This window comes from Paracoccus niistensis, from assembly GCF_042432925.1.
In the GTDB taxonomy this organism is placed as follows: Bacteria; Pseudomonadota; Alphaproteobacteria; order Rhodobacterales; family Rhodobacteraceae; genus Paracoccus; species Paracoccus niistensis.
In genome coordinates this window covers 65683-90716 of the sequence record NZ_JBHLWE010000038.1, presented here as the reverse complement: position 1 = coordinate 90716, position 25034 = coordinate 65683, and the positions used below count along the sequence as shown (strand labels likewise).

Here is a 25034-nt window from a genome sequence, read left to right as displayed (position 1 = left end):
TCACCCCTTCGCGCCCGAAAGCGCCAGCACCGTGTCCCATTCCTCGGGCTTCACCGGCTGGACCGACAGGCGCGAGTTCCTGACCAGCACCATCTCGGCAAAGCGCGGGTCCGCCTTGATCTCGGCCAGACCCACGGCGCGTGGCAGAGGCTCGACCGCCCGGATGTCCACGCATTCCCATTTCGGGTCGGCGGCGGTCGAGTCGGGATGTGCCTCGGCGATCACCTCGACGATGCCGACGACGGCCTTGCCCAGGTTCGAGTGATAAAAGAACCCCCGGTCGCCCACCTTCATCTCGCGCATCAGGTTGCGGGCCTGATGGCTGCGGACGCCGTCCCATTCCTCGCCCGCGTCACCCTTCGCGACGAGGTCGTCCCAGGAAAACACGTCCGGCTCGGACTTGAAGAGCCAGAGGTTCATCCGATGGCCTTGCGCCAGGCCATGACCTCGACCGAGTCGAAGACATCGGCGGCCGCATAGGGGTCTTCCGCGACCCATGCCTTGGCCGCGTCAAGGTCGTCCGCCTCGACGATCAGCAGCGAGCCGCAGGGATTGCCATCCTCAAGGAAGGGTCCGGCCAGCTGCACCCGGCCCGATCCGTTCAGCCAGGCGAGATGCGCCTCGCGCGTGGTCAGGCGGGCATCCAGGCGACCGGGCTTGTCCCGGCAGATCACGGCAAACAGCGGCATCATTCCTCCTTGAGCGGGCGTGCGAGCAGAAGCTCCACCGCCTGTTTAACGCCGACGCGGCCCCCGGCAAGCCCGGCGATCAGGGTCGAGACGGGCATCTCGATCCCCTCGCGCGCGGCGATTGCGGCGACGGCGCGGGCGGTGGCCGCGCCTTCCACGGTGACATCGGGATCGAACGCCTCGGCCCGGCCCAGCGCCAGGCCGTATCGGAAGTTGCGCGACTGTTCCGAGGTTGCGGTCAGGATCAGGTCGCCCAGGCCCGACAGGCCGGTCAGCGTTTCGGCGTCCGCGCCCTTCGCGGCGGCAAAGCGGGTCATTTCCGCAAAACCGCGCGTGATGATGGCGGCGCGGGCGGAATCGCCCAAGCCCGCGCCGATGGCGACGCCCGCCGCGATGGCGATGACGTTCTTCAGCGCGCCGCCGAGTTCCGCCCCCGTCACGTCGGTCGTGCGGTAAAGGCGCAGAACGGGGGTGGAGAGCGCATGCTGCAGTTCATGCCCCGCCTGCCTGTCCGCGCAGGCAAGCGTCAGCGCGGTTGGCAGCCCCCGCGCGATGTCGGCGGCAAAGCTGGGGCCGGTCAGGACCGCCACGGTCGCGTCAGGGCACGCCTCGGCCAGCATCCGCGCAGGCGAGCGGCCGGTGGCCAGATCGATCCCCTTGGCGCAGCTGACCAGCGCCCGGCCGTCCAGCCGCGCGCCGTGGCCGGACAGAAAGCCGCCCAAAGCCTGCGCGGGAATGGCGACCAGCAGGACCTCGGCGTCCGGCAAGGACTCCGTCACGCTTACACTGGCGGGCAGGGTGACGCCGGGCAGCAGGGGGTTTTCTTCTCGCCACTCGATCCGCCGCCCCCACAGCGCCACCGGCCCCTTGGCCGACAGTGCGACAGCAAGCGCCGTGCCGAAGGCTCCTGCCCCAAGAACGGCGATGCTCATGCCTTGGCCCCCCGCTTGCCCGCGCCCAGCATCGGCGCGGCGCTCTGATCCAGGGGCCAGCGGGGACGGGCAGCCAGGTCCATGCCGTCGCGATGGCCCAAGCGGAACCGCTCGATCCCCGCCCAGGCGATCATTGCCGCATTGTCGGTGCAAAGCGCCAGCGGAGGCGCAAGGAAGCGGACGCCTGCTTCCTCTGCCACCTGCTCCAGCGCCGCGCGGATGGTCCGGTTGGCCGCGACTCCGCCTGCGACGGCAACCACCGGCACGTCGGCCTGCACCAAGGCACGGCGGGTTTTCTCGGCCAGCACCTCGGCCACGGCTTGCTGAAAGGAGGCGCAGATGTCGGCACGCAGGGTTTCGCGCAGCCCCCCCTCGGCGGCGACTGCCTGATCGCGGACCCGCAGCACGGCAGTCTTGAGGCCCGAAAAGCTCATGTCGCAGCCGGGGCGGTCCAGCAGGGGGCGCGGCAGGGGCACGGCGGCGGGGTCGCCCTTCGCCGCCTCTGCCTCGACCGAAGGGCCTCCCGGCTGGGGCAGGCCCAAGAGCTTCGCAACCTTGTCGAAGGCCTCGCCGGGCGCGTCGTCGATGGTGCCGCCCAGACGGGTGAACGCCTCGGGGCCCGAGACGCGCAGGAACTGGCAATGCCCGCCCGAGACGAGCAGCATGAGATAGGGAAAGCCGATCCCGTCCGTCAGCCGGGGCGTCAGCGCGTGCCCGGCAAGGTGGTTGACCCCGACCAGCGGCAGCCCGGTCCCGGCGGCCAGCCCCTTGGCCAGCATCACCCCCGCCATGACGCCCCCGATCAGACCCGGCCCCGCCGTCACGGCGATGGCATCGAGGTCGCGCAGGGTCACGCCCGCCTGTTCCAGCGCCGCCTCGACGCAAAGGTCCAGCCGCTCGGCATGGGCACGGGCGGCGATCTCGGGGACCACGCCGCCGAAATCCGCGTGCAGCGCCGCCTGGCCGAAGACGACCGAGGACAGCACGCGGCCCTCGTCGGCCACCACGGCGGCGGCGGTGTCGTCGCAACTGCTTTCGATGCCAAGGACGGTCAGGGGCATGGTTGAATTCGCGGGAAGGCTGCGGCTTATCGGGGGTTAGCACCGGCCCGAAGGAAACGCCATGCGAGAGCCCGCCCCCCTGCCACCCGCGGTCCTGATCACGCGGCCCGAACCCGCCGGACGCCGCTTTGCCGGGCAGATCGCAGGGTTGGGCCTGCGCTGCGTCGTCGCGCCCCTGCAGCGGATCGTGCCCGTGCCCCATGATGCGCAGGCGCTGGACCGGGCAAAGGGGCTGGTCTTCACCTCGGAAAACGCGGTGCCCTTTGCCGGTCCCGGCGCGGGACGCCCGGCCTTCTGCGTCGGTCCCCGGACGGCCGAGCGCGCCCGGGCGGCGGGATTCGACGTGACCGAGGGGCCGGGCGACGCGGCCGGGCTGATGCCGATGCTGCAGGACCTTGGGCCGGGCTGGGTGCATCCGCATGGCGCGCATCTGGCGGCGCGGCTGCCGATGCCGGGTGTCGTCGTCTATGACCAGCAGGCCCTGCCCTTGCCGCCCGAGGGCGCGGCCTTGCTGCAGGGCGCTGCGCCGGTGATCCTGCCGCTGTTCTCGCCCCGCTCGGCCCGGCTGGCGGCAGAGGCGGCGCGGGACGCAACCGCGCCGCTGTGGATCGCGCCGATCAGCCCCGCCGCCGAGGTCGCCTGGGCCGGGGCCTGGACGCGCGCCCCCCTGCGCTCCGAGGTCGCGGACAGGCCTGACGCGGAAGGGATTGTTCATGCCATTCACCGCCTGCTCGATGCGGAACGCGCGCCCCTCGGCGCGGGTTGAGCAGGCCGACGCGCCCGTCTAGGGTTGGCGCCACCGCGCCGCCTTCAGCGGCGTGTCTTCTGCCAGGGTTTTCGACCGCACCGGGGGCTGGGTTGCCACCGGGAACTTCAAGGGATCGCCGCGCCATGACCGACCGCTCCGACGACGCCGCACCGCACCGCCGCCCCGAGCCGGCGGCCCCCGGCACGGCCCTGCCCTCGCACGAGGCGTCGGCACCCGATTCCGCAAGCGCCGAGGTGCCGCCCGCGCCGCCCATCGAGTCGGCGTTGGTGGGCGAGAACGGCGACCGTCCGGCCATGTCCCGGCGGTCCATGGACGAGGACAGTCCCGAACGGCCGGTCACGATCGACATGCCTGATGGCGACAAGGCGGGTGCGGGGTCGGAGTCCCCGATCGAGGCGACGGAAACCCGCTCGGCCATTCCGGCGGTGACGCGGCCCGCGCCCCCGACCACGGCCTCCAGCGATGCCGGCAGCACCCGGACGCCCGCGCCTCGGCGCCGGGGCGGCTTCATGCCCCTGTTCCTCGGCGGCGTTATCGCGGCGGCGCTGGGCGCCGGCGCGGCGTGGTGGGCCGTGCCGCGCCTGCCGCCCGCATGGCAGCCCGCCCCCTTCGCGAACACCGTCGGCGCCGAGGCCCTGCGCGCCGAGATGGAGCGGCAGGCGGCCGAGATCGAGGCCCGCGCCGTCGAGGCCGCCCGGCAGGCCGCCTCGGAGGCCGCGACCCAGGCCGCAGGCGCCAGCCTTGCGGACCAGGGTGGCCCTCTGGTCGAACAGGCCCGCCAGGCGGGAGCCGATGCCGCCGCCAAGCTGCTGGCCGAAGCCCCCGCTGCACCGGGCGCCGACCCTTCCGTCGCGACGACACTCGCCGCCCAGGCACAGCAACTTGCCACGCTGGACGAGGCCGTGACCGCCCTGCGGAGCGTGCCCGCCCAGACCGTGGACCTTGCCCCCCTGCAGTCGGCAACCGAGGAACAGGCCGCGCGACTCGCGGCGCTGGAGCAGACCGTCACCACCCTGCGCGACACGCCTGCGGTCGATCTGGCCCCTCTCCAGCAGCAGATCGAAGCCCAAGCGGCCCAGATCGCCGAACTGGCGCAGCGTCCTGTGGTCGATGCAGCTGCGGTCGAGCGGCTGAACGCGCTTGCTGCCGAGGCCGACACCCTGTCCCAGCGCCTCTCCACCGCCGCCGACGAGGCCCAGGCGCGGCTGGCAGAGGCGGAATCGCGCGCCACGGCGCTGGCGCAGTCGGCCGAGGACGCCGCCCGCCGCGCCCAGGCCGCTTCGGCCGCGCTGGCGATCGGCGAGGCGCTGCAGTCCGGCGACTCGCCTTCCGCCGCGCTGGCGCAGCTTGAGGACGCGGGCATGACGCCGCCCCCTGCCCTGACGGCCCAGGTGCCGACGCTGGACGAGCTTGTCGCCGCCTTCCCGCCTGCCGCGCGCGCCGCCGTGCGCGCCTCGCTGCAGGCCGAGGCGGCCGAGGGACAGGGCAGCATCATCGGGAACTTCCTGCGCGCCCAGACCGGGGCCCGCTCGGTCGCGCCGCGCGAGGGCTCGGACGCCGATGCGGTCCTGTCGCGCGCAGGCGCGGCGGTCGAGCGCGGCCAGATCGGGGCCGCCCTGAACGAACTGGACGCCCTGCCCGAAGCCGCACGTCCCGCGATGGCCGACTGGACCGCGCAGGCGCAGGCCTATGTCGCGGCGCAATCCGCCCTTGGCGCGCTGGTCGCCCCGGCTGCACCTTGGGCGGAAGACGCGGCCCCTGACGCAACTGCCACGCCGTCCGAGGCGGCCGCCCGGCCTGCCCCTGCCCCTGCCGCCGATGCCGTGGCCGCCGAAGCGCCCTCCGAACCCGAGCCCGAGGCGGGGACCGCCGAAGCAGCCGCCCCTTCCGGACCTTCCGCCCCGGCCGCCGAACCGGCACCCACGGGCGCGGCACTCCGCCCCACGCCGCCGGTCATCACGGCCACCGTGCCCCTGCATCAACCCGACACGCCGCCGGCCGACGCTGCCGCAGCCCCGTCCAACTGAGGTTCCCGCCGATGCTGCTTACGCTTCTCAAGGTCACCTTCTTCTTCGCCGTCGTGCTGGCGGCGGCGCTGGGGGCGATGTACCTGGCCGAACATGGCGAGCCTCTGCTGATCCAGTTCAACGGCGTCGAATACACGCTGGGACCCGTGCAGGCCGCGATCGCCGCCGTCGTGGCGCTGTTCCTCGCCTGGCTGGCCGTGCAGGCATTGCGGCTGGTCCTGGCCTTTCTGCGCTTCCTCGCGGGCGACCGCACCGCAATCCACCGTTACTTCGACCGCACCCGTGAACGCCGCGGGTACCAGGCGCTGGCCGAGGGGATGCTGGCCGTCGCCTCGGGGGAGGGCCGGCTGGCGCAGGACCATGCCAAGCGCGCCGCCAAGTACCTTGACCAGCCGCACCTGACCAACCTGCTGGCCGCCCAGGCCGCCGAGACGGCGGGCGACGCCACTCATGCCGAGCAGGTCTATCGCGCGATGCTGGCCGACAACCGTACCCGCTTTGTCGGCATCCGCGGGCTGATGCAGCAGCGCCTTGTGATGGGCGACACCGAAACCGCGCTGCGGCTGGCCGAAAAGGCCTATGCGATCAAGCCCACCAACACAGGGCTTCAGGACACCCTGCTGACGCTGCAGACCCGTGCCCATGACTGGAAGGGTGCGCGCTCGACGCTCAAGGACAAGCGGAAGCAGGGCGCGCTGCCCAAGGACGTGGCGATCCGGCGCGACGCCGTGCTGGCGCTGCAAGAGGCGTCCGAGGTGCTGGCCCACGGCAATTCCATCAGCGCGCGCGAGGCCGCGATCAGCGCCAACAAGGCCTCTCCCGACTTGGTACCGGCGGCGGTGCTGGCCGCGCGCAGCTATCTGGCGCAGAAGGACACCCGCAACGCCAGCCGCCTGCTGCAGAAGGCCTGGGGCGCGCAGCCCCATCCCGCGCTGGCGGCCGCCTATGCCGAGATCGTGCCGGACGAGACGCCCGCACAGCGGATGCGCCGCTTCGAGGACCTGATCCGCCAGAACCCCGACCACGAGGAATCGCGCCTGCTTCGTGCGGAGCTCGCGCTGGCGGCCGAGGACTTCCCCGCCGCCCGCCGCGCGCTGGGCGACATCGCCGACACCCATCCGACCGTGCGGTCCATCGCGATCATGGCGGCGGTGGAGCGCGGCTCGGGCGCGGACGACAGCGTGGTGCGCGGCTGGCTCGCGCGCGCAATGAACGCCAGCCGGGGCCCGCAGTGGGTCTGCGACAACTGCCACAACATCATGGCCGAATGGTCGCCCGTCTGTGACAGCTGCCACGGCTTCGACACGCTGACATGGCGCGAGCCCCCGGTCGACTCGCGCATGGCGATGGCGGGCAACGGGGTCGAGATGCTGCCCTTGATCGTCGGCCGTCCCCAGCACGCGGCGGACGCTGCGGGGGCCCAGGATGACCCGGAGGCGGCCGAGGTTTCGCTGCCCCTGCCCGCACCCAAGCCGCAGCGCCCGGCACCCCGCCCCGTCCGGCCCGGCATGGTCGAGCGTGATTCGGACTACGAGCCCTCCTCGACCGTGACCCACCGCGAGACGCCGGCGGAGGGAAAACCGCGGCGCGACGTGGCGCGGGCCGAGCCCTTGACCCCCGGGATGACCGGTCCAGAACGGCAGGCACCGGCAACCACGGCAGGAGCAGTTCCGCAGCCCCCCGTGGACCCGGTGCCCGCCGCGGCCGAGGCGCCGACCGTTGTCACCGTCGAGGTGATCGAGCCAGCTGCGGGCGAGCCCCCGGTGCGGCCGGATGTCGAGCCCTTGACGTCACCGGGGCAGGAAATGCGCTGACCCCCTTTTCCTGCGCGCGGGATGGTGCTAATCCGCCCCGCACGCCGCAGTAGCTCAGCTGGTAGAGCACGTCATTCGTAATGATGGGGTCGGGGGTTCGAGTCCCTTCTGCGGCACCACTTCCCATTCTCGCACTCGCCACGCCGCCCCTGCCGGGCGGCGCTGCCTTTTCCGGGATGGGCCTCAGCCCCGGGGGGCGGCGTAGACGGCGGCCCAGAAAACGGTCTTGCCGTCCGATCCGACCGCCCGGCCGATGCCGAAGTCGGCCACGGGCGGCAGCATGATGTTCTGCGCGTGGCCCGAGGACCGGCTCCATACCGTCAGCACCTGGCCGAGGTCGAAGGGACCGGCGGCGATGTTCTCGGCCGTCACGGTGGGGCGATAACCCACGCCCTTGACCCGCTGCGCAGGACCCTGCGTGCGGCTGCCCTGATGGGCCATGACCCCACGGCGGGCCATGTCGCAGGCGTGCTTCGCCGCCGCCTGGGCAAGGCGCGCATTGGCGCGGACCGGGGGCAGGTTGGCGGCCGCGCGCTGCTGGCTGGTCACGCGGGCGGCCGCCTCGTTCTCGCCTCGGCTGGTCGCCAGGCAACTTGCGGCGCCGGGTGCGGAGGCCTGCACGCGCAGCGGTTCGGACAGAACCGCCCCCGGCAGGATCAGCGCAACGGCCATGGCGACGAGGGAAAGCTGTTTTTTCATCTGAACCTCTGATCTGGCTGGCAATCCGCCAGCTGTTGCACACGCTTCAGCTGATCGGATGCGCGCTCACGATCAACTATAGATTGTGCTTCATTCGCCTGATCCAAGGCTTGACGCCGCGTTCCGGCGGCTGCCCGTCGCCGACAACTTGCCCCTTCGGCAGGTTTCGGCCCATCTTCCCCTTGCGGGAATTGCGGAGGGGGAGCCGATGTCGCGCTTTGTCAGCATCGCGGATCGTGACCGGATCGAGGCCGAGATGCCTTATACCGACCGGCCGCTGCCCAGGACGATCTATGGCTTCCTGTCGGCTGCCCGCGACCGATCTCCGCAGCGCCCGGCCCTGGCCTTCCAGCTTCTGGCCGACCCGCGCAGCCGCGCCTGCACGATGAACTGGACGGAATTCCACGAGCGGGTGACCGAGACGGCGAACCTGTTCCGCAGCCTCGGCGTGGGCCCGACGGACACCGTGGCCTACCTGCTGCCGAACTGCCTGGAAACGCCGGTCGTGCTGCTGGCGGGGGCGACGGCGGGGATCGTGAACCCGATCAACCCCCTGCTTGAGCCGGAACAGATCGCCAGCATCCTGCGCGAAACCAACGCCAAGGTGCTGGTCACGCTGAAATCCATGCCCAAGTCGGACGTGGCGCAGAAGGCCGCCGCCGCGCTGGAGCTGGCGCCCAACGTCGAGACCCTGCTGGAGGTTGACCTGGCGCGGTACCTCAGCCGCTTCAAGCGGCTGATCGTGCGCTTCCTGCGCCCGCGCGTCGTGGCCAGGCACAAGGCGCGGGTGCTGGACTTCGAGGCCGCGGCTTCGGCCCAGCCCCATGACCGCCTGGTCTTCGAGGACGTGCAGGCCGACCGCGTCGCCGCCTATTTCCACACGGGCGGCACCACGGGGATGCCCAAGATCGCCCAGCACAAGTATTCGGGCATGATCTACAACGGCTTCCTGGGCGGCTCGCTGCTGTTTGGGGAAAACGACGTGCTGATGTGCCCGCTGCCGCTGTTCCACGTCTTTGCGGCCTATCCGATCCTGATGTCCTGCATCCACTCGGGCGCGATGATGGTGATGCCGACGCCGGCCGGATACCGGGGCGAGGGCGTGATGGACAACTTCTGGAAGCTGGTCGAGCGCTGGCAGGCGAGTTTCCTGATCACCGTGCCGACCGCCATCGCCGCGCTGATGCAGCGTCCGGTGAATGCCGACGTGTCCAGCCTGCGCACGGCCATTTCCGGCTCGGCCGCGCTGCCGGTCGAGCTTTACAACCGCTTCAAGCAGGCGACCGGCGTCGAGATCGCCGAGGGCTACGGGCTGACCGAGGCCACCTGCCTTGTCAGCTGCAACCCGGTGGACGGGCTGAAGAAGGTGGGGTCGGTGGGCATCCCCCTGCCCTATACCCATGTCCGCATCCTGCGGCGCACGCCCGAGGGCTTCAAGGACTGCGGCACCGACGAGGTGGGCGAGATCTGCGTGGCCAATCCCGGCGTCTTCGAGGGCTCGACCTACACCGAGACGGACAAGAACCACGATCTGTTCGCCGAGGACCGCTTCCTGCGGACAGGCGACCTCGGGCGGATCGACGCGGACGGCTACCTGTGGATCACGGGCCGGGCCAAGGACCTGATCATCCGGGGCGGCCACAACATCGACCCGGCCGAGATCGAGGAAGGGATGCTGTCGCACCCTGACGTGGTCGGCGCCGCCGCGATCGGCCAGCCCGACAGCTTCGCGGGCGAACTGCCCTGCGTCTATGTCCAGCTGCGCGACGGGGCCTCGGTGCCGACCGAGGCGCTGGCCGAACATGCCCGCGCGCATATCCATGAACGCGCGGCCGTTCCCAAGCACATCGAGATCATGCCCGAGTTGCCGACGACCGCCGTGGGCAAGGTCTTCAAGCCCGCCCTGCGCAAGCTGGCCATCGCCCGCGTCCTGTCTGCGGCGCTGGAGGGCACCGGCGCCTCGGTCGCCGAGGTGGTCGAGCATCGCCGGAACGGCCTGACCGCCCGCGTCACCCGGGCTCGGGGCACGGACGAGGCCGAGGTGACCCGGCGGCTGGGCGAGTTCACCGTGCCTTGGGAGTGGGCCTGAGTCCCGCCCCCCGGCCCCTTGGGATCAGCCCTGCCCGGCCAGGGTAATCGCTGCGCCGGCGGCCGCGCCCAGCAGGACGATGATCCAGGGCGGCGTCCTCCACATCACCAGCGCGACGAACAGCACCGCCGCCAAGGCGAAATCGGCGCGGTTGTGAATAGCGCTGGTGAAGACGGGATCCTGAAGCGCGGCCGCCAAGATGCCCACCACGGCGGCATTGACGCCATGCATGGCCGACTGCGCCCAAGTCCGGCTGCGCAGCAGGTTCCAGAAGGGAAGCGCCGCGACCAGTAGCAGGAAATTCGGCAGGAACAGCGTCCCCAAGGCGGCGGCCGCATCATGGGCTGGCCTTTCGCGGCATCTGGCGGGCCGGGCATGGCACGCGCGGGCGGGACAGGCAACGACGAGGCCCGCCCGGCCATTGACGCGGCCCCGACCCTGCGCGTATCTGCCGCTGTCCGAGTTCCGGCCCTGCCGGATTGAAAGGGAACACGGGACGGCCCCGAAGGGCCAAGGCCGTGGCTGCCCCCGCAACTGTGCGCGGAGAGCGGCGCCGACATGCCACTGGGGCTTGCCCCGGGAAGGCCGGCCGCCGTGATGACCCGCAAGCCAGGAGACCTGCTCGGCGACACCCTTTCGATGGTGCGGGGCGCGCCAGCGAAGCGGCATGCCGCAGCGGTGATCCGTCAACCGTCTGCGGGGCTGATCCGTCCCTCGGACCCCTGCCAACCTTGCGGGCGCCGCCCCGCCATCCCGGGACCGATCATGTCCATCCGCACCCTTCGCCTGACCACCGCGCCCCTTGCCATCGCGCTGACCCTTTCCGCCCCCGCCCTGGCGCAGGAGAATGTGACGCTCGACCCCGTGATCCTGTCGGGCGGCTTCTCGCCCGTCGAGGCCGGGGCCTACGGTCGGGCGGCAACCGTCCTGGACGCCGAGGACCTGCGCCGTCGCGGCGTGTCCAGCGTGCAGGACGCCCTGCGCGCCCTGCCGGGCGTCTCGGTCGGCAGCACCGGCACCTCGAACACGGCCGTCCGCATCAGGGGCGGAGAGACGCGGCACACGCTTGTCCTGATCGACGGCGTCAGCGCGGCGGCGGGCGACCAGCCCTATTTCCTGTCCGGCCTCGACCTGGCCGATGTCGAACGCATCGAGGTGCTGCGCGGCCCGCAGACGGTCTATTACGGATCGAACGCCGCCTCCGGCGTGGTCAACATCATCACCCGCAGGGCCGAGGCGACGGGCGGCTATGCGCGCGCCGAGATCGGAAACGGCGAGGCGCTTGCGCTGGGGCAATCGCTGGTGGGCGATCGCTGGCGCCTGCAGGGCGACTGGTCCTGGCGGGACGACAAGGGCTTTGACGTCTCGGCAGGCGACGGGGGCGATGACGACGGCATCCGGCGGGGCACGCTGGCGCTGTCGGGCGAATACGAGGTGACCGAGACGCTGCGCTTCGGCTTTTCGGCGCGCCGCTCGGACGAACGCTACGAGTTTGACGACACCAACTGGTTTGCCTCGGACAAGGACAACTACCTGATCGACAGCGACGCCGAAGCCAAGCGCGACGAGCGGATCGGCACGGTCTGGGCCAGCCGGACCTCGCTGGACGGGCGGCTCGAACAGCGACTTGCCTGGCAGGACACCCGCCACCGGCTGGAACAGGACAACGGCGCGACGTCGCGCGCGCGGACGCGGGCGCTGAAATACCGCGCCACCTTCGGCCTGGACGGGTCCGTCGCCGAAGCGGGCCAGACCCTCGCGCTGGCGCAGGATTGGATCACCGACGAGGCGACGGGCGTGGCCGACAACCGGCGCGAGACCAAGTCGACGGCGCTGGAATACCGAGGCGCCCATGCCAATGGCCTCGATGTGCAGCTGGGCCTGCGCCACGACGACAGTTCGGACTTCGCATCCAAGACCACATGGAACGCGGGCCTGTCATGGCGGATCGAGGACACGCCCCTGCGCCTGCACGCCTCGGCCGGGACGGGCGTCAGCAATCCGCAGTATTTCGAGATCCTCGGCGGTTACGGTTATGTCGGCAACCCGAACCTCAAGCCCGAGGAAAACCGCAGCATCGATCTGGGTATCGAATACAGCCTGCCCGATGGGCGCGGGGTCATCGACGTGACCTGGTTCAAGGAACGACTGGAGGATGAAATCACCTTCAGCGGCCTGCTGCTGCCGAATGGCACAAACTACTACAACCAGGACGGCACCAGCCGCCGCGAGGGGATCGAACTGGCCTATCGCCAGGACATCACCGATGCGCTGACGGTCGGCGCGGCCTATACCTATCTGGACGCAAGGAACTCGGACGGCACAGTCGAGATCCGCCGCCCCCGGCACGAACTGACCGTGAACGCCAGCCTGCAGACCTTCGGCGGGCGCGGCTGGGTTGCGGCCGACCTGCGCCATGTCCGCGACCTGTCCGACACCCAGTATTGGCATGACCGGGAGCAATATCCGAACGGGATCACCAAGGATCTTCCCGATTTCACCACCGTCAACCTCGCCGCCAGCTATGACCTGACCGACCAGGCCCGCCTGTCCGCCCGCGTCACCAACCTGTTCGACGAGGATTATTCCGAAACCTGGGGCTATGCCGCGCCCGGCCGGGCCGCCTGGCTGGGGGTCGAAACGCGGTGGTAAGCCTGCGCGCCCTGGCGGTGCTGGCGCTGGCGGCGGGTCTTGCGGCACCCGCCGGGGCCGAGCCGCCCAGGCGGGTCGTGTCAATGAACCTCTGCACCGACCAGCTGGCGATGGCGCTGGCTGCTCCGGGGCAGCTCGTCTCGATATCCTATCTTGCCCTGGATCCCCGGTCCTCGGCCATGGTGGAGGAAGCCAAGGCCTATCCCACCAACCGGGGCCGGGCCGAGGAGATCTATCTGCTGAAGCCCGACCTGGTGCTGGCCGGCAGCTTCGGCGGCCCCGCCGTCGCCATGCTGCACCGGCTGGGGGTGCCCGTGGTCGAGGTCGCACCGCCCACGTCGCTGGCCGAGGCGCGCGACGCCATCGCCCAGGTCGGCGCAGCCCTGGGCCGCAGCGAGACGGCCGAAGCGATGATCGCCGACTTCGACCGCGAGGTGGCGAAGCTTGCACGCCCCGCAGGGCCGGATGCGCCGACCGCCGCGACCTGGGGGGCGAATGGCTATTCGATCGCAGGGGACACGCTGGCCGGGGACATCCTGCGCCTGGCAGGATTTGCGCTGGTGACGGATCGACTGGGCATGAAGGCCTCGGGCTATGTCCCGCTCGAGGTGCTGGTCATGGCCCAACCCGACCTGATCGTGACCGGCAGCCCCTATCCCGGCGCCTCGCGCGCCGAGGAGGTGCTGGACCATCCTGCCCTGGAGAAGCTGGAGGGCCATGTCCTGCGCGTGCCGGATGCGCTGTGGACCTGCGCCCTGCCCCGCTCGCTGGAAGCCTTGGCGATGCTGTCAGCCGAAGCCGAGGCGCTGCGGTGACGCGGGACGCGCGCCTTCTGGGCGGCCTTGCCGCGCTGGTGGCGGCGCTGGCGCTCGTCTCGCTGCTGACCGGGCCGGCGGATGCCGGGCTTCGCGCAGGGATCGAGGCGCTGTGGACCGGCGAGGGGCCGCTGGGCATCGTCCTGCGCGAGATCCGGGCCCCGCGCACCGTGCTGGCCATCATGGTCGGGGCGAGCCTGGGGCTGTCCGGCGCGGCGCTGCAGGGCTATCTGCGTAACCCGCTGGCGGAACCGGGGCTGATCGGCATCTCGGCCTCGGCCGCGCTGGGGGCGGTGATCGCGATCCAGGCGGGGATTTCGGCACTGGCGCTGGGGGTGCCCTTCGCGGCCTTGGGCGGCGCGCTGGGGGGCGTCGCGCTGATCCTGGGGCTGGCGGGTCGCCGGGCCGGGGGCCTGGGCCTGATCCTCGGCGGCATCGCCGTTTCGGCGCTGGCGGGCGCCTTGACGGCGTTGGTGCTGAACCTCTCGCCCAATCCTTTCGCCGCCTATGACATCATGTTCTGGACCATGGGCTCGCTTGCCGACCGCAGTTGGGGCCATGTGCTGACCGCAGCCCCGCTGATGCTGGCGGGATGGGTGGCGCTGGCGCGGGCCGGCCGTGACCTCGACGCGCTGTCCCTGGGCGAGGAGGCCGCCGCGTCCATGGGCGTGAACCTTGCGCGGCTGCGGCTGCTGGTGGTGCTGGGCGCTGCCGCCGCCGTCGGGGCCGCGACGGCCGTCGCCGGGGCGATCGGCTTCGTGGGGCTGGTCGTGCCGCACCTGCTGCGGGGCGCGGTGGGCGCGATGCCCTCGCGGCTGCTGCCCGCCGCAGGTCTGGGCGGCGCGGCGCTGGTGCTGGCGGCGGATGTGGCGGTGCGGCTGATCCTGCCGGAACGCGACCTCAAGCTGGGAGTGATGATGGCGCTGGTGGGCGCACCCGTCTTCCTGCACCTCATCTGGCGCACGCAGGCCGGACGATGAGCCTGTCCCTGCACGGCCTGACAGTGCGGCGCGACGGATGCCCGACCGTCGATCACGTCACACTGTCGGTGCCCCCCGGCAGCCTTGTCGGGCTGATCGGCCCGAATGGCGCTGGCAAGACCACCCTGATGCAGGCCGCGCTGGGGCTGATCCCGGCCGAGGGGCAATCGGACCTTGCAGCCCTTTCTCCTGCCCGCCGCGCCCGCCGTGCCGCCTGGCTGCCGCAGGCGCGCGAGATCGCCTGGCCCATCCCGGTCGAGGCGCTGGTGCGACTGGGCCGCCGCGCCGATCCAGACCGCCGTGCCGATGCAGCTGCCGTGGCCGAGGCCATGGCCGCGCTGGACGTGACCCATCTGGCAAGCCGTCGTGCGACCGAGCTTTCCGGCGGAGAGCTGGCCCGGGTCCTGATCGCCCGGCTGCTTGCTCAACGCACGCCGCTGATCCTGGCCGACGAGCCGGTGGCGGGCCTGGACCCCTCGCACCAGTTCGCGGTGATGGAGCTGTTCGCCCGCCTCGCGCGGCAGGGGCGCACGGTGATCGCCTCGATCCACGACCTCGCGCTGGCCGCGCGCTTCTGCCACCGGCTGGTGCTGATGGACCGGGGGCGCCTTGTCGCCGACGGCCGCCCGTCCGAGGTTCTGACGCCCGCGCGGCTGGAACAGGTCTTCGGCGTCTCGGGCGCCTTCGTGCCGACGCCGGCGGGGCCGGTCTTCGTCACCCTGCCGCCACCCCCAGGGTCTTGCGCGCCCGCGCCACCAGAGCCGTGAGATCCTCGAAGCTCTGCTCGCCGAACAGGGCTTCGTCGCCGGCGATGAAGGTGGGGGTGCCGATCAGGCTCATGTGCTCGGCCAGCATGAAGGAGCGGGCGATGTGATCCTCGACCGGATCAGACTGCATCGCTGCGCGCAGCTTCGCCTCGTCCAGCCCTAGGCGGCGCACCACGCGCATCACGGATGCTTCGGCGGCACGGTCCTTCATCGCCATCAGCCCGGCGTGGACCTGCCAGTATTTCCCCTGCTCGCGCGAGGCCAGCGCCGCGCGCGCCGCGAAGTCCGAGCCTTCGCCGAAGACCGGCCATTCGCGGAACACCACCCGCAACTGCGGGTCTGCGCCGATCAGCCGCTGCATCGCCGGGACCAGCTTCTTGCAGAAGGGGCAGTTGTAATCGAAGAACTCGGTCAGCGTGACGTTGCCCTGCGGATTGCCCAGCACGACGGCATTGCGGTCGCGTTCCAGCGCCTCGCGCAGCTCTCCCGGCATCGGGTTCGGCCGGTCGGCCGTCTGGCCGAGCGCGGGCGAGGCCGCCACGGCGGCAAGAAGGGCAAGCGTGGCGCGGCGATTGGGCATGAAGCGTCCTTTCCGTGATCCGGCGCCACGCTAGAAACGTTAAAAGGCAGAGGGAAATCACGATGCCTCCAGTTCCGGAGGCGAGCTTAAGGGGGATAGATGCCGCGCCGATTCGACCCGCCGACCCCCAAGCCCGAGGCGGTGCCCACCTGCCCTCTCTGCCTGCGCCCGATCCCCCCGGGCGTGCCGCAAAGCCGCCATCACCTGATCCCGAAGCTGCGCGGCGGCAAGGGCGGCGAGACGGTGCTGCTGCACCAGGTCTGCCATTCCACGATCCACAGAACACTGAGCGAGACGGACCTGGCGCGGAACTACGCGACGGTTGACGCCCTGCGCGGGCATCCCGAACTGCGGCGCTTCTTCGACTGGGTGGGCAAACGCCCGCCAAGGTGGAAGGGAAAGGTGCGGTGAGAAGTGGCGTGTTCGTACGTGCCATTCCGCCCTTGCCGGATGTCTTCTTGTCTGGCGCGTGATCACAAGACAACGTGGCCGTCAGCCCGCACCTGATGCGGCCCAATCATCCGCACGCCCAGTCCGCCTCATCACAGCCTCGTCATCCGGCCCGGCTGCATGGCTCAGCGTTTGGAGAATGAGTGATTCGGGTACACCATCGGACCTCTTCTCCAGGAAAGGAACCGCCATGCCCCGCCTGACGATCATCAGCCTCGCCTCGGCCTGCGTCCTCGCCGCCTCGCCGGTCCTGGCCCAATCCGCCGCAACCACGACGCCAGCGCCCCAGCCGGCGGTCACGACCCCGGATCAGGGCGCGACGCCCGCGAAGCCTGCTGGTGGGCACAATTGCGGGGGGAAAGCGCGGCAGGTGATGTCGTAATGCGGGGATACCCTAGGAGGTAATTTCGGTTTCGGATGCAGGCACGAAAACCATATTTTCGATTTGAGGACTGACATGTCTGTTTGTCCTGCGAAACGGCAAGTGTTCTTGCATGCCGCTAGCAGTGGTGCGCGAATCTGAACGGCCCGCCTCCGCGCACCGAACATAACGATCCGCGCTTTACATGGGTGCCCTCACTCTGAGGTATGGAAAGCGTCTCATTCGGCATATGGCTCAGAAAACAGTCTGCTTTGCCTCGACAAGTGTGATCCCTGCCGGTGGCTGAAATGCCGAAGAGCCGACAGCGGGTGCACTTATCCTGAAGTGATGAAAGTCAGGCCTGTTCATATACGATTGAAGACGTGCGGCGACTTCAATATCCTCGTGCCGCATCTCCTTTTCGATCTTGCGCCGGGCCAAGCGGTCAGCCAACGCGCCGACCTTGGACTGTAAACGCCGCGATAGGCCAACCGCCTGAGTCATGCGGTCAAGTTCGGCCTGTTTCTTCTGCCGGGCTTTAACCTGCTCGTTCAAATGGATCAGTGTCGGCATACAATGTTCCAGCACGGGCGAGGGAAACAAGGCATAAACAGGATTTCTCACCTCCCAATAGCGGTCGATGAGATCATCCACTGGCCGGACAATGCGCCCCGCTGCTGTAACTGCATCGATAATTCGTTGGGCGCCTTGGCGCGTCAGCATGAAGGCCTGCATTCCTCCAAGCGTCCAGGTGAACCGGACAATCTGAGTGCGCGCCCGATAGATGATCTGACGTGCGGGCATCCAGACGCGCGCATAGAGGCGAAGATAATCGAGCCCCGTGGAATGTGCGAGGGCAGCCGCCGCTTGGAAGTCGAACCAGGGATCCAGATAGACGTCGTCTTCAAGGACAAGCAGAACATCGGACGCGCCGTCCTCAAGCCATGAGGAGATGATTCCGATATGGCTTACGAAGCAACTCAGTTCTGCCGCGGAAAGCGTTCGACCGGCCGCATGGGCCGATCGATCGTCATAGGCAAGCGCCGAACCTTCATGGGGAACCGCGTGATGAAACTGCCAAGGGGCTCCTTTCAGCCCCTCGGCCTTTTGCATCACCTCCCGCATTCGGGTCTGGCGATCCGTGGCGCCCGGAAGGGTCAGGATGCGGACAGCGAGTGAAGTATCAGCAGTTTCCATGTGCATCCTCGTAGATGATCAGCGTCCCTGTGCCCCTCTGGACAGCCTGCCCGCGTCCTTAGCGTGCAAACTTCTTGTACTTCACCCGCTTCGGCTCGATCGAATCCGGCCCCAGCCGCCGCACCTTGTCTTCCTCATAGGCCTCGAAGTTCCCTTCGAACCACTCCACATGCGCGTCCCCCTCAAACGCGAGGATATGCGTGCAGAGGCGGTCGAGGAAGAAGCGGTCGTGCGAGATGATCACCGCGCAGCCGGCGAAGTCCTCCAGCGCCGCTTCCAGCGCCTGCAGGGTTTCGACGTCTAGGTCGTTGGTCGGTTCGTCCAGAAGCAGGACGTTGCCGCCGGACTTCAGCAGCTTGGCCATGTGGACGCGGTTGCGCTCGCCGCCCGAGAGCAGGCCGACCTTCTTCTGCTGGTCGCCGCCCTTGAAGTTGAAGGCCGAGCAATAGGCGCGGCTGTTCATCTGCGCGTCGCCCAGGTCGATCTGCTCGGCGCCGCCCGAGATTTCCTCCCACACGGTCTTGTTGGGGTCCAGCGCGTCGCGGCTCTGGTCGACGTAGGACAGCTGCACGGTGTCGCCGAAGGTGATCTCGCCCGCGTCGGGCTTTTCCTGCCCCGTCAGCATCCGGAACAGGGTGGATTTCCCCGCGCCGTTCGGGCCGATCACGCCGACGATGCCGCCGGGCGGCAGGCTGAAGTCTAGGTTCTCGATCAGCAGCTTGTCACCGAAGGCCTTGGTCAGGCCCATCACCTCGATCACGCGGCTGCCGAGACGCGGCCCGTTCGGGACAATGATCTGGGCGTTGTTGATCTTCTCGCGCTCGGACTTGGACGCGAGTTCGTTATAGGCGTTGATCCGGGCCTTCTGCTTGGCCTGCCGCGCCTTGGCGCCGGCGCGGATCCAGTCGAGTTCGCGCTCAAGCTGCTTCTGCTTGGCCTTGTCCTCGCGGGCTTCCTGCTCCAGCCGCTTGGCCTTCTGTTCCAGCCAGGCGGAATAGTTCCCTTCGTAGGGAATGCCCCGGCCACGGTCGAGTTCGAGGATCCAGCCAGTGATGTCGTCCAGGAAATAGCGGTCGTGGGTCACGATCAGGATCGTGCCGGGATATTCGATCAGGTGCTTCTGCAGCCAGGCGATGGTCTCGGCGTCCAGGTGGTTGGTCGGTTCGTCCAACAGCAGCATGTCGGGCGCTTCCAGCAGCAGCTTGCACAGCGCCACGCGGCGGCGTTCGCCACCGGAAAGGGTTTCCACGTCAGCGTCGTCGGGCGGGCAGCGCAGGGCCTCCATCGCCACGTCCACCTGGGAATCCAGGTCCCACAGGTTCTCGGCGTCGATTTCGTCCTGCAGCTTCGCCATCTCCTCGGCGGTCTCGTCCGAGTAGTTCATGGCAAGCTCGTTGTAGCGGTCGAGCTTGGCCTGCTTGGCCTTGACGCCTTCCATCACGTTGCCGCGCACGTTCAGCTGCGGGTCAAGCTGGGGTTCCTGCGGCAGGTAGCCCACGGTCGCGCCCTTGGCGGCCCACGCCTCGCCGGAAAAGTCCTTGTCGATGCCGGCCATGATCCGCAGCAGCGTCGACTTACCGGCGCCATTGACGCCCACGACGCCGATCTTGACGCCCGGCAGGAAGTTCAGGCGGATGTTCTCGAAGGTCTTCTTGCCGCCGGGATAGGTCTTGGACACGCCGTCCATGTGATAGACATATTGATACGAGGCCATGATCCGCTCCTGTTCGCTTGTTGCGGGCTATCTAGGCCACCAGTGGGGCGAATGTAAGCGGCGCCACGCGGGCGCCGCCCAAGGATCACTGGGTAAGTTCGCGATCAAGGAAGGCGCGGATCTGCTCGCCTGCCTGGGCAATGTTCAGGACGCCGTCCAGGTGACCGCGGGTGCCTTCGAGTTCGACCACCTCGACCGGGGTGCCGTCGGACCTGATGATGGCGGCGGTCTCACGCACCGCATTGCCGGAGAAGACCAGATCCTCGTCGGTGTGGATCAGCATGGTCGGCACGTCGATGGCCTTGAGCCCGTCATAAAGGCTCTCGCCCCCAGCCCCGCCCGCGACGAAAAGCTGGTTGGCGCGGATCAGATACAGCAGGTGGTTCGCGTCGGAAGTTGCCGCCCGCGCGGCGCCGCCGTCGTTCAGCGTCTTGACCACGGCAAACTCGTTTTCCATGGCGGCGGCGGGGTCCGCGTCCTCCTCGGCCCAGTCGCGGCCGAAGGTGCCGTTTGTCCATTCGGCCGAGTTCGCGTGCAGCGTCACGATCTTCAGCGCCTGCGCCAGCCCAGCGTCCGGCGGAGTCCCCTTGTAGTAGTCGCCCCCGTTCCAGTTCGGGTCCAGCCGCACCGGCGCCCCCCAGATGTCCAGCCAGGCGATCAGGTCGGCATCGGCCCAGCCCGAGGCGATCACGGGGATCACCCGCGTCAGCTTGTCGGGATGCCGCGCTGCCCAGTCATAGGCCTGCAGGCCGCCCATCGACGGCCCCATCACGGCGTGCCATTTCTCGATCCCCAGTTGCTCCATCAGCCCGCGCTGGGTTTCCACGAAATCGCCGATGGTCAGGATCGGGAAGTCCATGCCCCAGGGCTTGCCGGTCGCCGGGTTCACCGTGGCGGGGCCGGTGGTGATGACCGTCGGGCTTTTCGCCGCAAGGTTCACAGGCGTGTCGGCCGAGACGACGAAATACCTGTCGGTGTCGATGGGCTTTCCCGGCCCGATGATCGCGTCCCAATAGCCGGGCGCGGCGTCGCCTTCCGCATATTTTCCGGCAGCGTGCGAATTGCCCGAAAAGAAATGGGTGATCAGGATCGCATTGTCCTTGGCCTCGTTCAGCGTGCCATAGGTTTCGTATCCCAGCGTCATCTCGGGGATCGTTTCGCCGCCCTGCGTCTGGAAATCCGTCAGCGTGAAGCTTTTCTTCTCGACGATCTCGTCCAGCGCGAAGGCGGGCGCAGTCAGCAGCAGCCCGCCCATCAGGGCGGCCATGTATCTGATCATTCCGGGTCTCCTCTCCCTCATCCCTTGGGCGAGTAGAGCCGAGGCCGCAAAACCTGTCCACCGCCTCAGCGGATCAGGCCCGAGAACTCCTTGCCGAAAGTCTGCTCGATGAAGTCGAATTGTGGCTCGAGCCGTTCGCGGATCTTCGCCCGCGCCTCGGGGGGCACCGAAAGCTCGGCATTGGCGGCGAAGACCTTGGCGTTCAAGCCGCGATAGGCGTGCGGGGTCAGGCCGCAGAAGGATTCGACCCGGCGCATGACGCCCCCCGGGTCCCTGGCGATCAGGCCGAAGGGCAGGATCAGCAGCCGGTCCGCAGCCAGGCGCGAGGTCCAGCGCGGCACATAGGTCGCGTAGTCGCCCCGGTCATACAGCACCGGGTCGTCGATCTCGGCCAGCCAGGCCTCGACGCCTTTGGGGGCTTTCTTCTTGCGCGTCAGGTTCATCTTCAGCTGGCTGATCGCACGGTCCACCGGGTGGCGGATGATGTAGATGAAGCGCGCCTGCGGCAGGAAGTCCGTGACGAACTCGACCCCTTCGTCCGGAAGGGTGGAATATTCCGGGGTGATGTCGCAGGGCATGGTGCCCTCGGGGGCGGGGGCGAAGACCTGCTTGTACCAATGGTTGGTGAACATCTCGCCCCGGGTGATCCGGTCGAGCCAGTCGTCCAGCGCGGGCGGCATCGCCTCGCCCTTGGCGGCATAGCGCTTTTCCTGCGTCTGGCGCGCACGCTTGAAATGCCAAGGCAGCCATTGGCGGTGTTCCGGCAGGAAGCGATGGTTGAAGAACTGCACTTCCTTGAAGGGCGGCAGCCAGACCTGCGGATGCTGCGAGATCATCTGCCCCAGCCAGGTGGTCCCGGCCTTCTGCGCGCCGATGCCGACGATCAGCGGCTTCTTCGGCGCGCCCTCGGGGTCCCACTTGGGCAGGTCCGTCACAGTGTTCCCCACAGGTCGTAGTCCGAGGCCTCGTCCACGGTGACGGTCACGATGTCGCCGGGCGTCAGGGCCTCGAAGCCTTCGTCGATGAACAGGTTGCCGTCGATCTCGGGCGCGTCCGCCATGGTGCGGCAGGTGGCGCCGTCGGCGTCGATGCTGTCCACGATGACCGACTGGCGGGTGCCGACCTTGGCGGCCAGCCTGGCGGCCGAAATCGCCTGCGCCTTCTGCATGAAGCGGTCCCAGCGGTCCTGCTTGACCTCGTCCGGCACATGGTCGGGCAGATCATTGGCCCGCGCGCCACGCACGTTCTCGTACTGGAAGCAGCCGACGCGATCCAGTTGGGCCTCGTCCAGCCAGTCGAGGAGATACTGGAACTCGGCCTCGGTCTCGCCGGGGTAGCCGACGATGAAGGTGGAGCGCAGCGTGATCCCCGGCGCGGCGGCGCGCCAGGCGGCGATCTCGTCCAGCGTCTTGGCGCTCGCCGCAGGCCGGGCCATGCGCTTCAGCACGTCGGGGTGCGCGTGCTGGAAGGGGATGTCGAGATAGGGCAGCACCCCGGTTCCCGTCGCCGCCGTCTCGGCCATCAGCGGGATCAGGTTGCGGACATGGGGATAGGGATAGACATAGTGCAGCCGCACCCAGGCCCCGAGCGAGCCCAGATCGCGGGCGAGGTCGGTGACATGGGCGCGGTGCCCCCGCTCCTCGGCGTGGCGCAGGTCGAGGCCATAGGCCGAGGTGTCCTGCGAGATCACCAGCAGTTCGCGCACGCCGCTGGCGACCAGCTTCTCGGCCTCGCGCACCACGGCATGGGCCGGGCGGCTGACCAGGCGGCCGCGCAGGTCGGGGATGATGCAGAACTTGCAGGCGTGATTGCAGCCCTCGGAAATCTTCAGATAGGCGTAGTGGCGGGGCGTCAGCCGCACCTCGGACGCGGGCAACAGGTCGATGAAGGGGTCTGGTGCGGGCGGCACGGCCAAGTGGACCGCGTCCAGCACCTGCTCGTACTGATGCGGACCGGTGACGGCCAGCACGCGGGGGTGGACACCGGTGATGTATTCGGGCTCGGCCCCCAGGCAGCCGGTGACGATCACCCGGCCGTTTTCCGACAGGGCCTCGCCGATGGCTTCCAGGCTTTCCGCCTTGGCGCTGTCGAGGAAACCGCAAGTGTTCACGATCACCGCGTCGGCGCCCTGGTACTGCGGGCTGATCGCATAGCCCTCGGCCCGCAGGCGGGTCAGGATGCGCTCGCTGTCCACCAGCGCCTTGGGGCAGCCAAGGCTGACCATGCCAATAGTGGGCTGCCCGCCACGCCCCGCTGCCGCGCGTGCTGGCGCGTCGTCGAGGCGAAGGGCGGGGGCGAGATCCGGGCGAAGGCTGGGCGGGTTCAGGCTCATGGTCCGGCATATAGCGACGGGCGGGCCGAAGGCAAAGCGCGCGACGTGGCGTTTATGGCGCGATGATGCGCGAGGGCCGCGCCTTTCAGGGGATCGCGCCCGCCGTTAGGCTGGCGCGGTCGTGATGGGCGCGCAGTCCGAAGGGAGCGGGCGGCGGATTTTCATTCCGGCCGCAGACCGCCATGATGCGCCCATGCACATCCTTCCCCAACTTGCCCGCCGCGCCGCGCTTCTGGCGCTGATCGCCCTGCCCGCCTGCGCCGCGCCCCCGTCCGGCGGCAACGCCGCGACCCCGGTGGCCGCCGGGCCCGAGCCCATCGTCATCCATGACAACCGGGGCGGCAACGTCCTGCAGATGATCCAGCGACGCAACGAGCTCGAGGCCTCGGGCCGGCCCGTCCGCATCAGCGGCGTCTGCAACTCGGCCTGCACGATGCTGATCACGCTTCCGAATGCCTGCCTTGCGCCCGACGCCTCGGTCGGATTCCACGCGCCGCGCCTGCCGGGGACCAAGGTCATCCCGCCCATCGTGGACCAGCTGATGGCCCTGCACTACCGGAACGGCATCCTGGAACGCTGGAACGCCGAATGGCGCCATTCGCTGAAGATCCGGAAGATCAGCGCGCGGGAGTACGTCAGGCTGGACCCCCAGACGCGGCTCTGTCCGCGCTGAGGCTCAGGCCGCCATCACCAGCGGCTTGAGGTTCCGAAGCTGCCGCTCGATCAGCCGGGTCACTGGCTTGCCGCGCATGACGGGGCGCGCCGTCGGCTGCGGCTCGGCCGTTCCCCCCGCCGAAACCAGTTCGGGAAACAGCGCATGCAGTTCCTCGACCGCGTCCTTCGTCATCGCCGCCAGCGCCATCGGCCCGAGATAGAGCGATTCCGCCTCGGCCCCTTCGGCGAAGACGATCTCGTGCCGGTCGAACATGAGGTGCCAGTAGCCGACGCCGCTCTGCGCCTCGGTCCGCTCGATCCCCGGATGCCCCAGCAGGTGAACGGCCGCGATCAGCACCTCGGCCGAGCCGGTCATGCGTTCGGCGATCACGGAACGGACCAGCATCCGGTGCTGGGGCGAGACGACCAGGTCGCGCGCAGGCAGGCCCGGCCCCAAGGCTCCCGCCGCGATGCGGATCGGGTGCAGCCTGGGGTTGGCGCGCAGGTCGGTGCCCGACACCTGCCGCCCGCCCAGCCAGCGCAGCGGCTGCAGCCCATGGTCGCGGGTGCGGACCAGGTCGCCCACCCGCAGGCGCTGGACAGGGCGAAGCCCGCGCTCTGTCTCGATCAGCGTCCCGGTCGTGAAGCAGGTGACGTCGATCCTGAAATCGTCGTCGCGTGAAATCTCGGCCCAGGGGTAGCGTTGCAGGGGCTCGACATAGCTGACGTGCATGGTCGAGATCGCCGCGCCCGAACTGCCGTCGTACGGAGTGGTCTGCCCGTCCAGCGGCACCAGCAGCCGCATTTCCTCGGAAGGGTCCGCGACTCGGGTCAGGGACAGGACAATGGCGTTGGTATCGCCGGACTTGCCCTCGGCATATTCGACATAGCTTCTGAGGAACCGGACGGCGCCGACCCGGTACGCGACCCCGGCCAGGACAATGGTGTCGCCGTTCGACAGCATCGCGGAACTGGACTGGGAAACCTCCAGCGGTTCAAGAACGTCCGAGATCCTGTGGGTGCCGCCAGGCCTGCCCTCGGGCCTGATGACCGCACCGTCAAGCGAAGCAGGCCCCGTCAGAATGCTGGCGTCGTAAAGATTGACCATCGTTAACCCCGCATTTTTACAAGGGGTTAACGATGATTGGTTAACGCAAGGTTAAGCGTCCGGAA

Annotated in this window: 24 protein-coding genes, 1 tRNA gene and 1 riboswitch; of the genes, 12 read left to right on the top strand and 13 right to left on the bottom strand. The window is 69.2% G+C overall.

Annotated features, from left to right (window positions below; genetic code table 11):
- Genes ACFFII_RS11930 through tsaD form a run of 4 tightly spaced genes read right to left on the bottom strand, consistent with a single transcriptional unit; the run spans nt 1 to nt 2682 of the window.
- Complete coding sequence (locus ACFFII_RS11930) at nt 1-420, bottom strand: EVE domain-containing protein (RefSeq protein ID WP_377699100.1); 420 nt, start codon at nt 418-420, stop codon at nt 1-3.
- A complete protein-coding gene (locus ACFFII_RS11925) occupies nt 417-689 on the bottom strand; it encodes a YciI family protein (RefSeq protein ID WP_377699099.1) in 273 nt (90 codons plus the stop codon). Before ACFFII_RS11925 ends, ACFFII_RS11930 begins: the two co-directional genes overlap by 4 nt.
- Complete coding sequence (locus ACFFII_RS11920; RefSeq protein ID WP_377699098.1) at nt 689-1621, bottom strand: NAD(P)H-dependent glycerol-3-phosphate dehydrogenase; 933 nt, start codon at nt 1619-1621, stop codon at nt 689-691. The genes ACFFII_RS11925 and ACFFII_RS11920 overlap by 1 nt, the downstream gene beginning before the upstream one ends.
- Nucleotides 1618-2682: a tRNA (adenosine(37)-N6)-threonylcarbamoyltransferase complex transferase subunit TsaD gene (tsaD, locus tag ACFFII_RS11915; RefSeq protein WP_377699097.1), complete on the bottom strand. Its 1065-nt coding sequence runs from the start codon at nt 2680-2682 to the stop codon at nt 1618-1620. Before tsaD ends, ACFFII_RS11920 begins: the two co-directional genes overlap by 4 nt.
- 61 nt (nt 2683-2743) lie before the next feature.
- Between tsaD and ACFFII_RS11910 the strand changes: the two genes are divergently transcribed.
- From ACFFII_RS11910 to ACFFII_RS11895, 4 genes are all read left to right on the top strand, one after another.
- Nucleotides 2744-3448 carry a uroporphyrinogen-III synthase gene (locus tag ACFFII_RS11910; RefSeq protein WP_377699096.1) on the top strand — a complete coding sequence of 235 codons (705 nt, stop codon included), beginning with the start codon at nt 2744-2746 and terminating at the stop codon, nt 3446-3448.
- A 125-nt stretch (nt 3449-3573) separates the two neighbouring features.
- Nucleotides 3574-5478: a hypothetical protein gene (locus ACFFII_RS11905; RefSeq protein WP_377699095.1), complete on the top strand. Its 1905-nt coding sequence runs from the start codon at nt 3574-3576 to the stop codon at nt 5476-5478.
- A gap of 11 nt (nt 5479-5489) precedes the next feature.
- Complete coding sequence (locus ACFFII_RS11900; protein ID WP_377699094.1) at nt 5490-7292, top strand: heme biosynthesis protein HemY; 1803 nt, start codon at nt 5490-5492, stop codon at nt 7290-7292.
- Between the two features lie 43 nt (nt 7293-7335).
- Nucleotides 7336-7411 (top strand) — tRNA-Thr (locus ACFFII_RS11895).
- A 64-nt stretch (nt 7412-7475) separates the two neighbouring features.
- Here ACFFII_RS11895 and ACFFII_RS11890 read toward each other — a convergent pair.
- Entirely contained in the window at nt 7476-7991 is a 516-nt protein-coding gene (locus ACFFII_RS11890; protein WP_377699093.1) for a CAP domain-containing protein, read from the bottom strand.
- A 208-nt stretch (nt 7992-8199) separates the two neighbouring features.
- Between ACFFII_RS11890 and ACFFII_RS11885 the strand changes: the two genes are divergently transcribed.
- On the top strand, nt 8200-10080 hold the full coding sequence (locus ACFFII_RS11885; RefSeq protein WP_377699092.1) for an acyl-CoA synthetase: 1881 nt from the start codon (nt 8200-8202) through the stop codon (nt 10078-10080).
- 24 nt (nt 10081-10104) lie between these two features.
- On the opposite strand, the gene ACFFII_RS11880 is transcribed toward ACFFII_RS11885, so the two are convergent.
- Entirely contained in the window at nt 10105-10404 is a 300-nt protein-coding gene (locus ACFFII_RS11880; RefSeq protein ID WP_377699091.1) for a chromate transporter, read from the bottom strand.
- A 121-nt stretch (nt 10405-10525) separates the two neighbouring features.
- Nucleotides 10526-10720, top strand: a riboswitch (cobalamin riboswitch).
- A gap of 125 nt (nt 10721-10845) precedes the next feature.
- On the opposite strand from ACFFII_RS11880, the gene ACFFII_RS11875 reads away from it, so the two are divergent.
- Genes ACFFII_RS11875 through ACFFII_RS11860 form a run of 4 tightly spaced genes read left to right on the top strand, consistent with a single transcriptional unit; the run spans nt 10846 to nt 15294 of the window.
- On the top strand, nt 10846-12732 hold the full coding sequence (locus tag ACFFII_RS11875) for a TonB-dependent receptor plug domain-containing protein (protein ID WP_377699090.1): 1887 nt from the start codon (nt 10846-10848) through the stop codon (nt 12730-12732).
- A complete protein-coding gene (locus tag ACFFII_RS11870) occupies nt 12726-13547 on the top strand; it encodes an ABC transporter substrate-binding protein (RefSeq protein WP_377699089.1) in 822 nt (273 codons plus the stop codon). The genes ACFFII_RS11875 and ACFFII_RS11870 overlap by 7 nt, the downstream gene beginning before the upstream one ends.
- Nucleotides 13544-14527 (top strand): FecCD family ABC transporter permease, encoded by a 984-nt coding sequence (locus tag ACFFII_RS11865; RefSeq protein ID WP_377699088.1) that lies wholly within the window; start codon nt 13544-13546, stop codon nt 14525-14527. The genes ACFFII_RS11870 and ACFFII_RS11865 overlap by 4 nt, the downstream gene beginning before the upstream one ends.
- On the top strand, nt 14524-15294 hold the full coding sequence (locus ACFFII_RS11860) for an ABC transporter ATP-binding protein (RefSeq protein WP_377699087.1): 771 nt from the start codon (nt 14524-14526) through the stop codon (nt 15292-15294). Before ACFFII_RS11865 ends, ACFFII_RS11860 begins: the two co-directional genes overlap by 4 nt.
- On the opposite strand, the gene ACFFII_RS11855 is transcribed toward ACFFII_RS11860, so the two are convergent.
- Nucleotides 15242-15874 carry a DsbA family protein gene (locus ACFFII_RS11855; protein ID WP_377699086.1) on the bottom strand — a complete coding sequence of 211 codons (633 nt, stop codon included), beginning with the start codon at nt 15872-15874 and terminating at the stop codon, nt 15242-15244. The two genes, ACFFII_RS11860 and ACFFII_RS11855, sit on opposite strands and share 53 nt — an antisense overlap.
- 99 nt (nt 15875-15973) lie before the next feature.
- Here ACFFII_RS11855 and ACFFII_RS11850 point away from each other — a divergent pair, with 99 nt between their 5' ends.
- Both ACFFII_RS11850 and ACFFII_RS11845 read left to right on the top strand, forming a co-directional pair.
- The gene (locus ACFFII_RS11850) at nt 15974-16285 is read left to right on the top strand and encodes an HNH endonuclease family protein (protein ID WP_377699085.1); all 312 of its coding nucleotides are present in this window, start codon (nt 15974-15976) and stop codon (nt 16283-16285) included.
- Between the two features lie 229 nt (nt 16286-16514).
- Nucleotides 16515-16706 (top strand): hypothetical protein, encoded by a 192-nt coding sequence (locus tag ACFFII_RS11845; protein WP_377699084.1) that lies wholly within the window; start codon nt 16515-16517, stop codon nt 16704-16706.
- 234 nt (nt 16707-16940) lie between these two features.
- Here the strand turns inward: ACFFII_RS11845 and ACFFII_RS11840 are convergent, their stop codons facing one another.
- The 5 genes from ACFFII_RS11840 to rimO all read right to left on the bottom strand — a co-directional run bounded on the left by ACFFII_RS11840 (nt 16941) and on the right by rimO (nt 23207).
- Nucleotides 16941-17882 carry a glycosyltransferase family 25 protein gene (locus ACFFII_RS11840; RefSeq protein ID WP_377699083.1) on the bottom strand — a complete coding sequence of 314 codons (942 nt, stop codon included), beginning with the start codon at nt 17880-17882 and terminating at the stop codon, nt 16941-16943.
- Nucleotides 17883-17940: 58 nt separating this feature from the next.
- A complete protein-coding gene (gene ettA / locus ACFFII_RS11835) occupies nt 17941-19596 on the bottom strand; it encodes an energy-dependent translational throttle protein EttA (protein ID WP_377699082.1) in 1656 nt (551 codons plus the stop codon).
- A gap of 85 nt (nt 19597-19681) precedes the next feature.
- On the bottom strand, nt 19682-20875 hold the full coding sequence (locus ACFFII_RS11830; protein ID WP_377699081.1) for an E22 family MetX-like putative esterase: 1194 nt from the start codon (nt 20873-20875) through the stop codon (nt 19682-19684).
- Between the two features lie 65 nt (nt 20876-20940).
- Nucleotides 20941-21810, bottom strand: a complete 870-nt coding sequence (locus ACFFII_RS11825; protein ID WP_377699080.1) for a sulfotransferase family protein — start codon at nt 21808-21810, stop codon at nt 20941-20943.
- Entirely contained in the window at nt 21807-23207 is a 1401-nt protein-coding gene (gene rimO, locus ACFFII_RS11820) for a 30S ribosomal protein S12 methylthiotransferase RimO (RefSeq protein WP_377699079.1), read from the bottom strand. The genes ACFFII_RS11825 and rimO overlap by 4 nt, the downstream gene beginning before the upstream one ends.
- Nucleotides 23208-23400: 193 nt before the next feature.
- Between rimO and ACFFII_RS11815 the strand changes: the two genes are divergently transcribed.
- Entirely contained in the window at nt 23401-23880 is a 480-nt protein-coding gene (locus ACFFII_RS11815; protein WP_377699078.1) for a hypothetical protein, read from the top strand.
- 3 nt (nt 23881-23883) lie between these two features.
- Here the strand turns inward: ACFFII_RS11815 and ACFFII_RS11810 are convergent, their stop codons facing one another.
- Entirely contained in the window at nt 23884-24969 is a 1086-nt protein-coding gene (locus ACFFII_RS11810) for a Hint domain-containing protein (RefSeq protein WP_377699077.1), read from the bottom strand.
- Between the last annotated feature and the right edge of the window lie 65 nt (nt 24970-25034).

Bases quoted from the DNA above. Each gene is read 5' to 3' on its own strand.
- ACFFII_RS11840 (WP_377699083.1), bottom strand. From the start codon at position 17,882: ATGGAAACTGCTGATACTTCACTCGCTGTCCGCATCCTGACCCTTCCG.
- ACFFII_RS11860 (WP_377699087.1), top strand. From the start codon at position 14,524: ATGAGCCTGTCCCTGCACGGCCTGACAGTGCGGCGCGACGGATGCCCG.
- ACFFII_RS11930 (WP_377699100.1), bottom strand. From the start codon at position 420: ATGAACCTCTGGCTCTTCAAGTCCGAGCCGGACGTGTTTTCCTGGGAC.
- ACFFII_RS11830 (WP_377699081.1), bottom strand. From the start codon at position 20,875: ATGATCAGATACATGGCCGCCCTGATGGGCGGGCTGCTGCTGACTGCG.
- ACFFII_RS11855 (WP_377699086.1), bottom strand. From the start codon at position 15,874: ATGCCCAATCGCCGCGCCACGCTTGCCCTTCTTGCCGCCGTGGCGGCC.
- ACFFII_RS11920 (WP_377699098.1), bottom strand. From the start codon at position 1,621: ATGAGCATCGCCGTTCTTGGGGCAGGAGCCTTCGGCACGGCGCTTGCT.
- ACFFII_RS11890 (WP_377699093.1), bottom strand. From the start codon at position 7,991: ATGAAAAAACAGCTTTCCCTCGTCGCCATGGCCGTTGCGCTGATCCTG.
- ACFFII_RS11850 (WP_377699085.1), top strand. From the start codon at position 15,974: ATGCCGCGCCGATTCGACCCGCCGACCCCCAAGCCCGAGGCGGTGCCC.
- ACFFII_RS11885 (WP_377699092.1), top strand. From the start codon at position 8,200: ATGTCGCGCTTTGTCAGCATCGCGGATCGTGACCGGATCGAGGCCGAG.
- ACFFII_RS11810 (WP_377699077.1), bottom strand. From the start codon at position 24,969: ATGGTCAATCTTTACGACGCCAGCATTCTGACGGGGCCTGCTTCGCTT.
- tsaD (WP_377699097.1), bottom strand. From the start codon at position 2,682: ATGCCCCTGACCGTCCTTGGCATCGAAAGCAGTTGCGACGACACCGCC.
- ACFFII_RS11875 (WP_377699090.1), top strand. From the start codon at position 10,846: ATGTCCATCCGCACCCTTCGCCTGACCACCGCGCCCCTTGCCATCGCG.
- ACFFII_RS11845 (WP_377699084.1), top strand. From the start codon at position 16,515: ATGCCCCGCCTGACGATCATCAGCCTCGCCTCGGCCTGCGTCCTCGCC.
- ACFFII_RS11910 (WP_377699096.1), top strand. From the start codon at position 2,744: ATGCGAGAGCCCGCCCCCCTGCCACCCGCGGTCCTGATCACGCGGCCC.
- ACFFII_RS11900 (WP_377699094.1), top strand. From the start codon at position 5,490: ATGCTGCTTACGCTTCTCAAGGTCACCTTCTTCTTCGCCGTCGTGCTG.
- ACFFII_RS11905 (WP_377699095.1), top strand. From the start codon at position 3,574: ATGACCGACCGCTCCGACGACGCCGCACCGCACCGCCGCCCCGAGCCG.
- ACFFII_RS11815 (WP_377699078.1), top strand. From the start codon at position 23,401: ATGCACATCCTTCCCCAACTTGCCCGCCGCGCCGCGCTTCTGGCGCTG.
- ACFFII_RS11925 (WP_377699099.1), bottom strand. From the start codon at position 689: ATGCCGCTGTTTGCCGTGATCTGCCGGGACAAGCCCGGTCGCCTGGAT.
- ettA (WP_377699082.1), bottom strand. From the start codon at position 19,596: ATGGCCTCGTATCAATATGTCTATCACATGGACGGCGTGTCCAAGACC.
- rimO (WP_377699079.1), bottom strand. From the start codon at position 23,207: ATGAGCCTGAACCCGCCCAGCCTTCGCCCGGATCTCGCCCCCGCCCTT.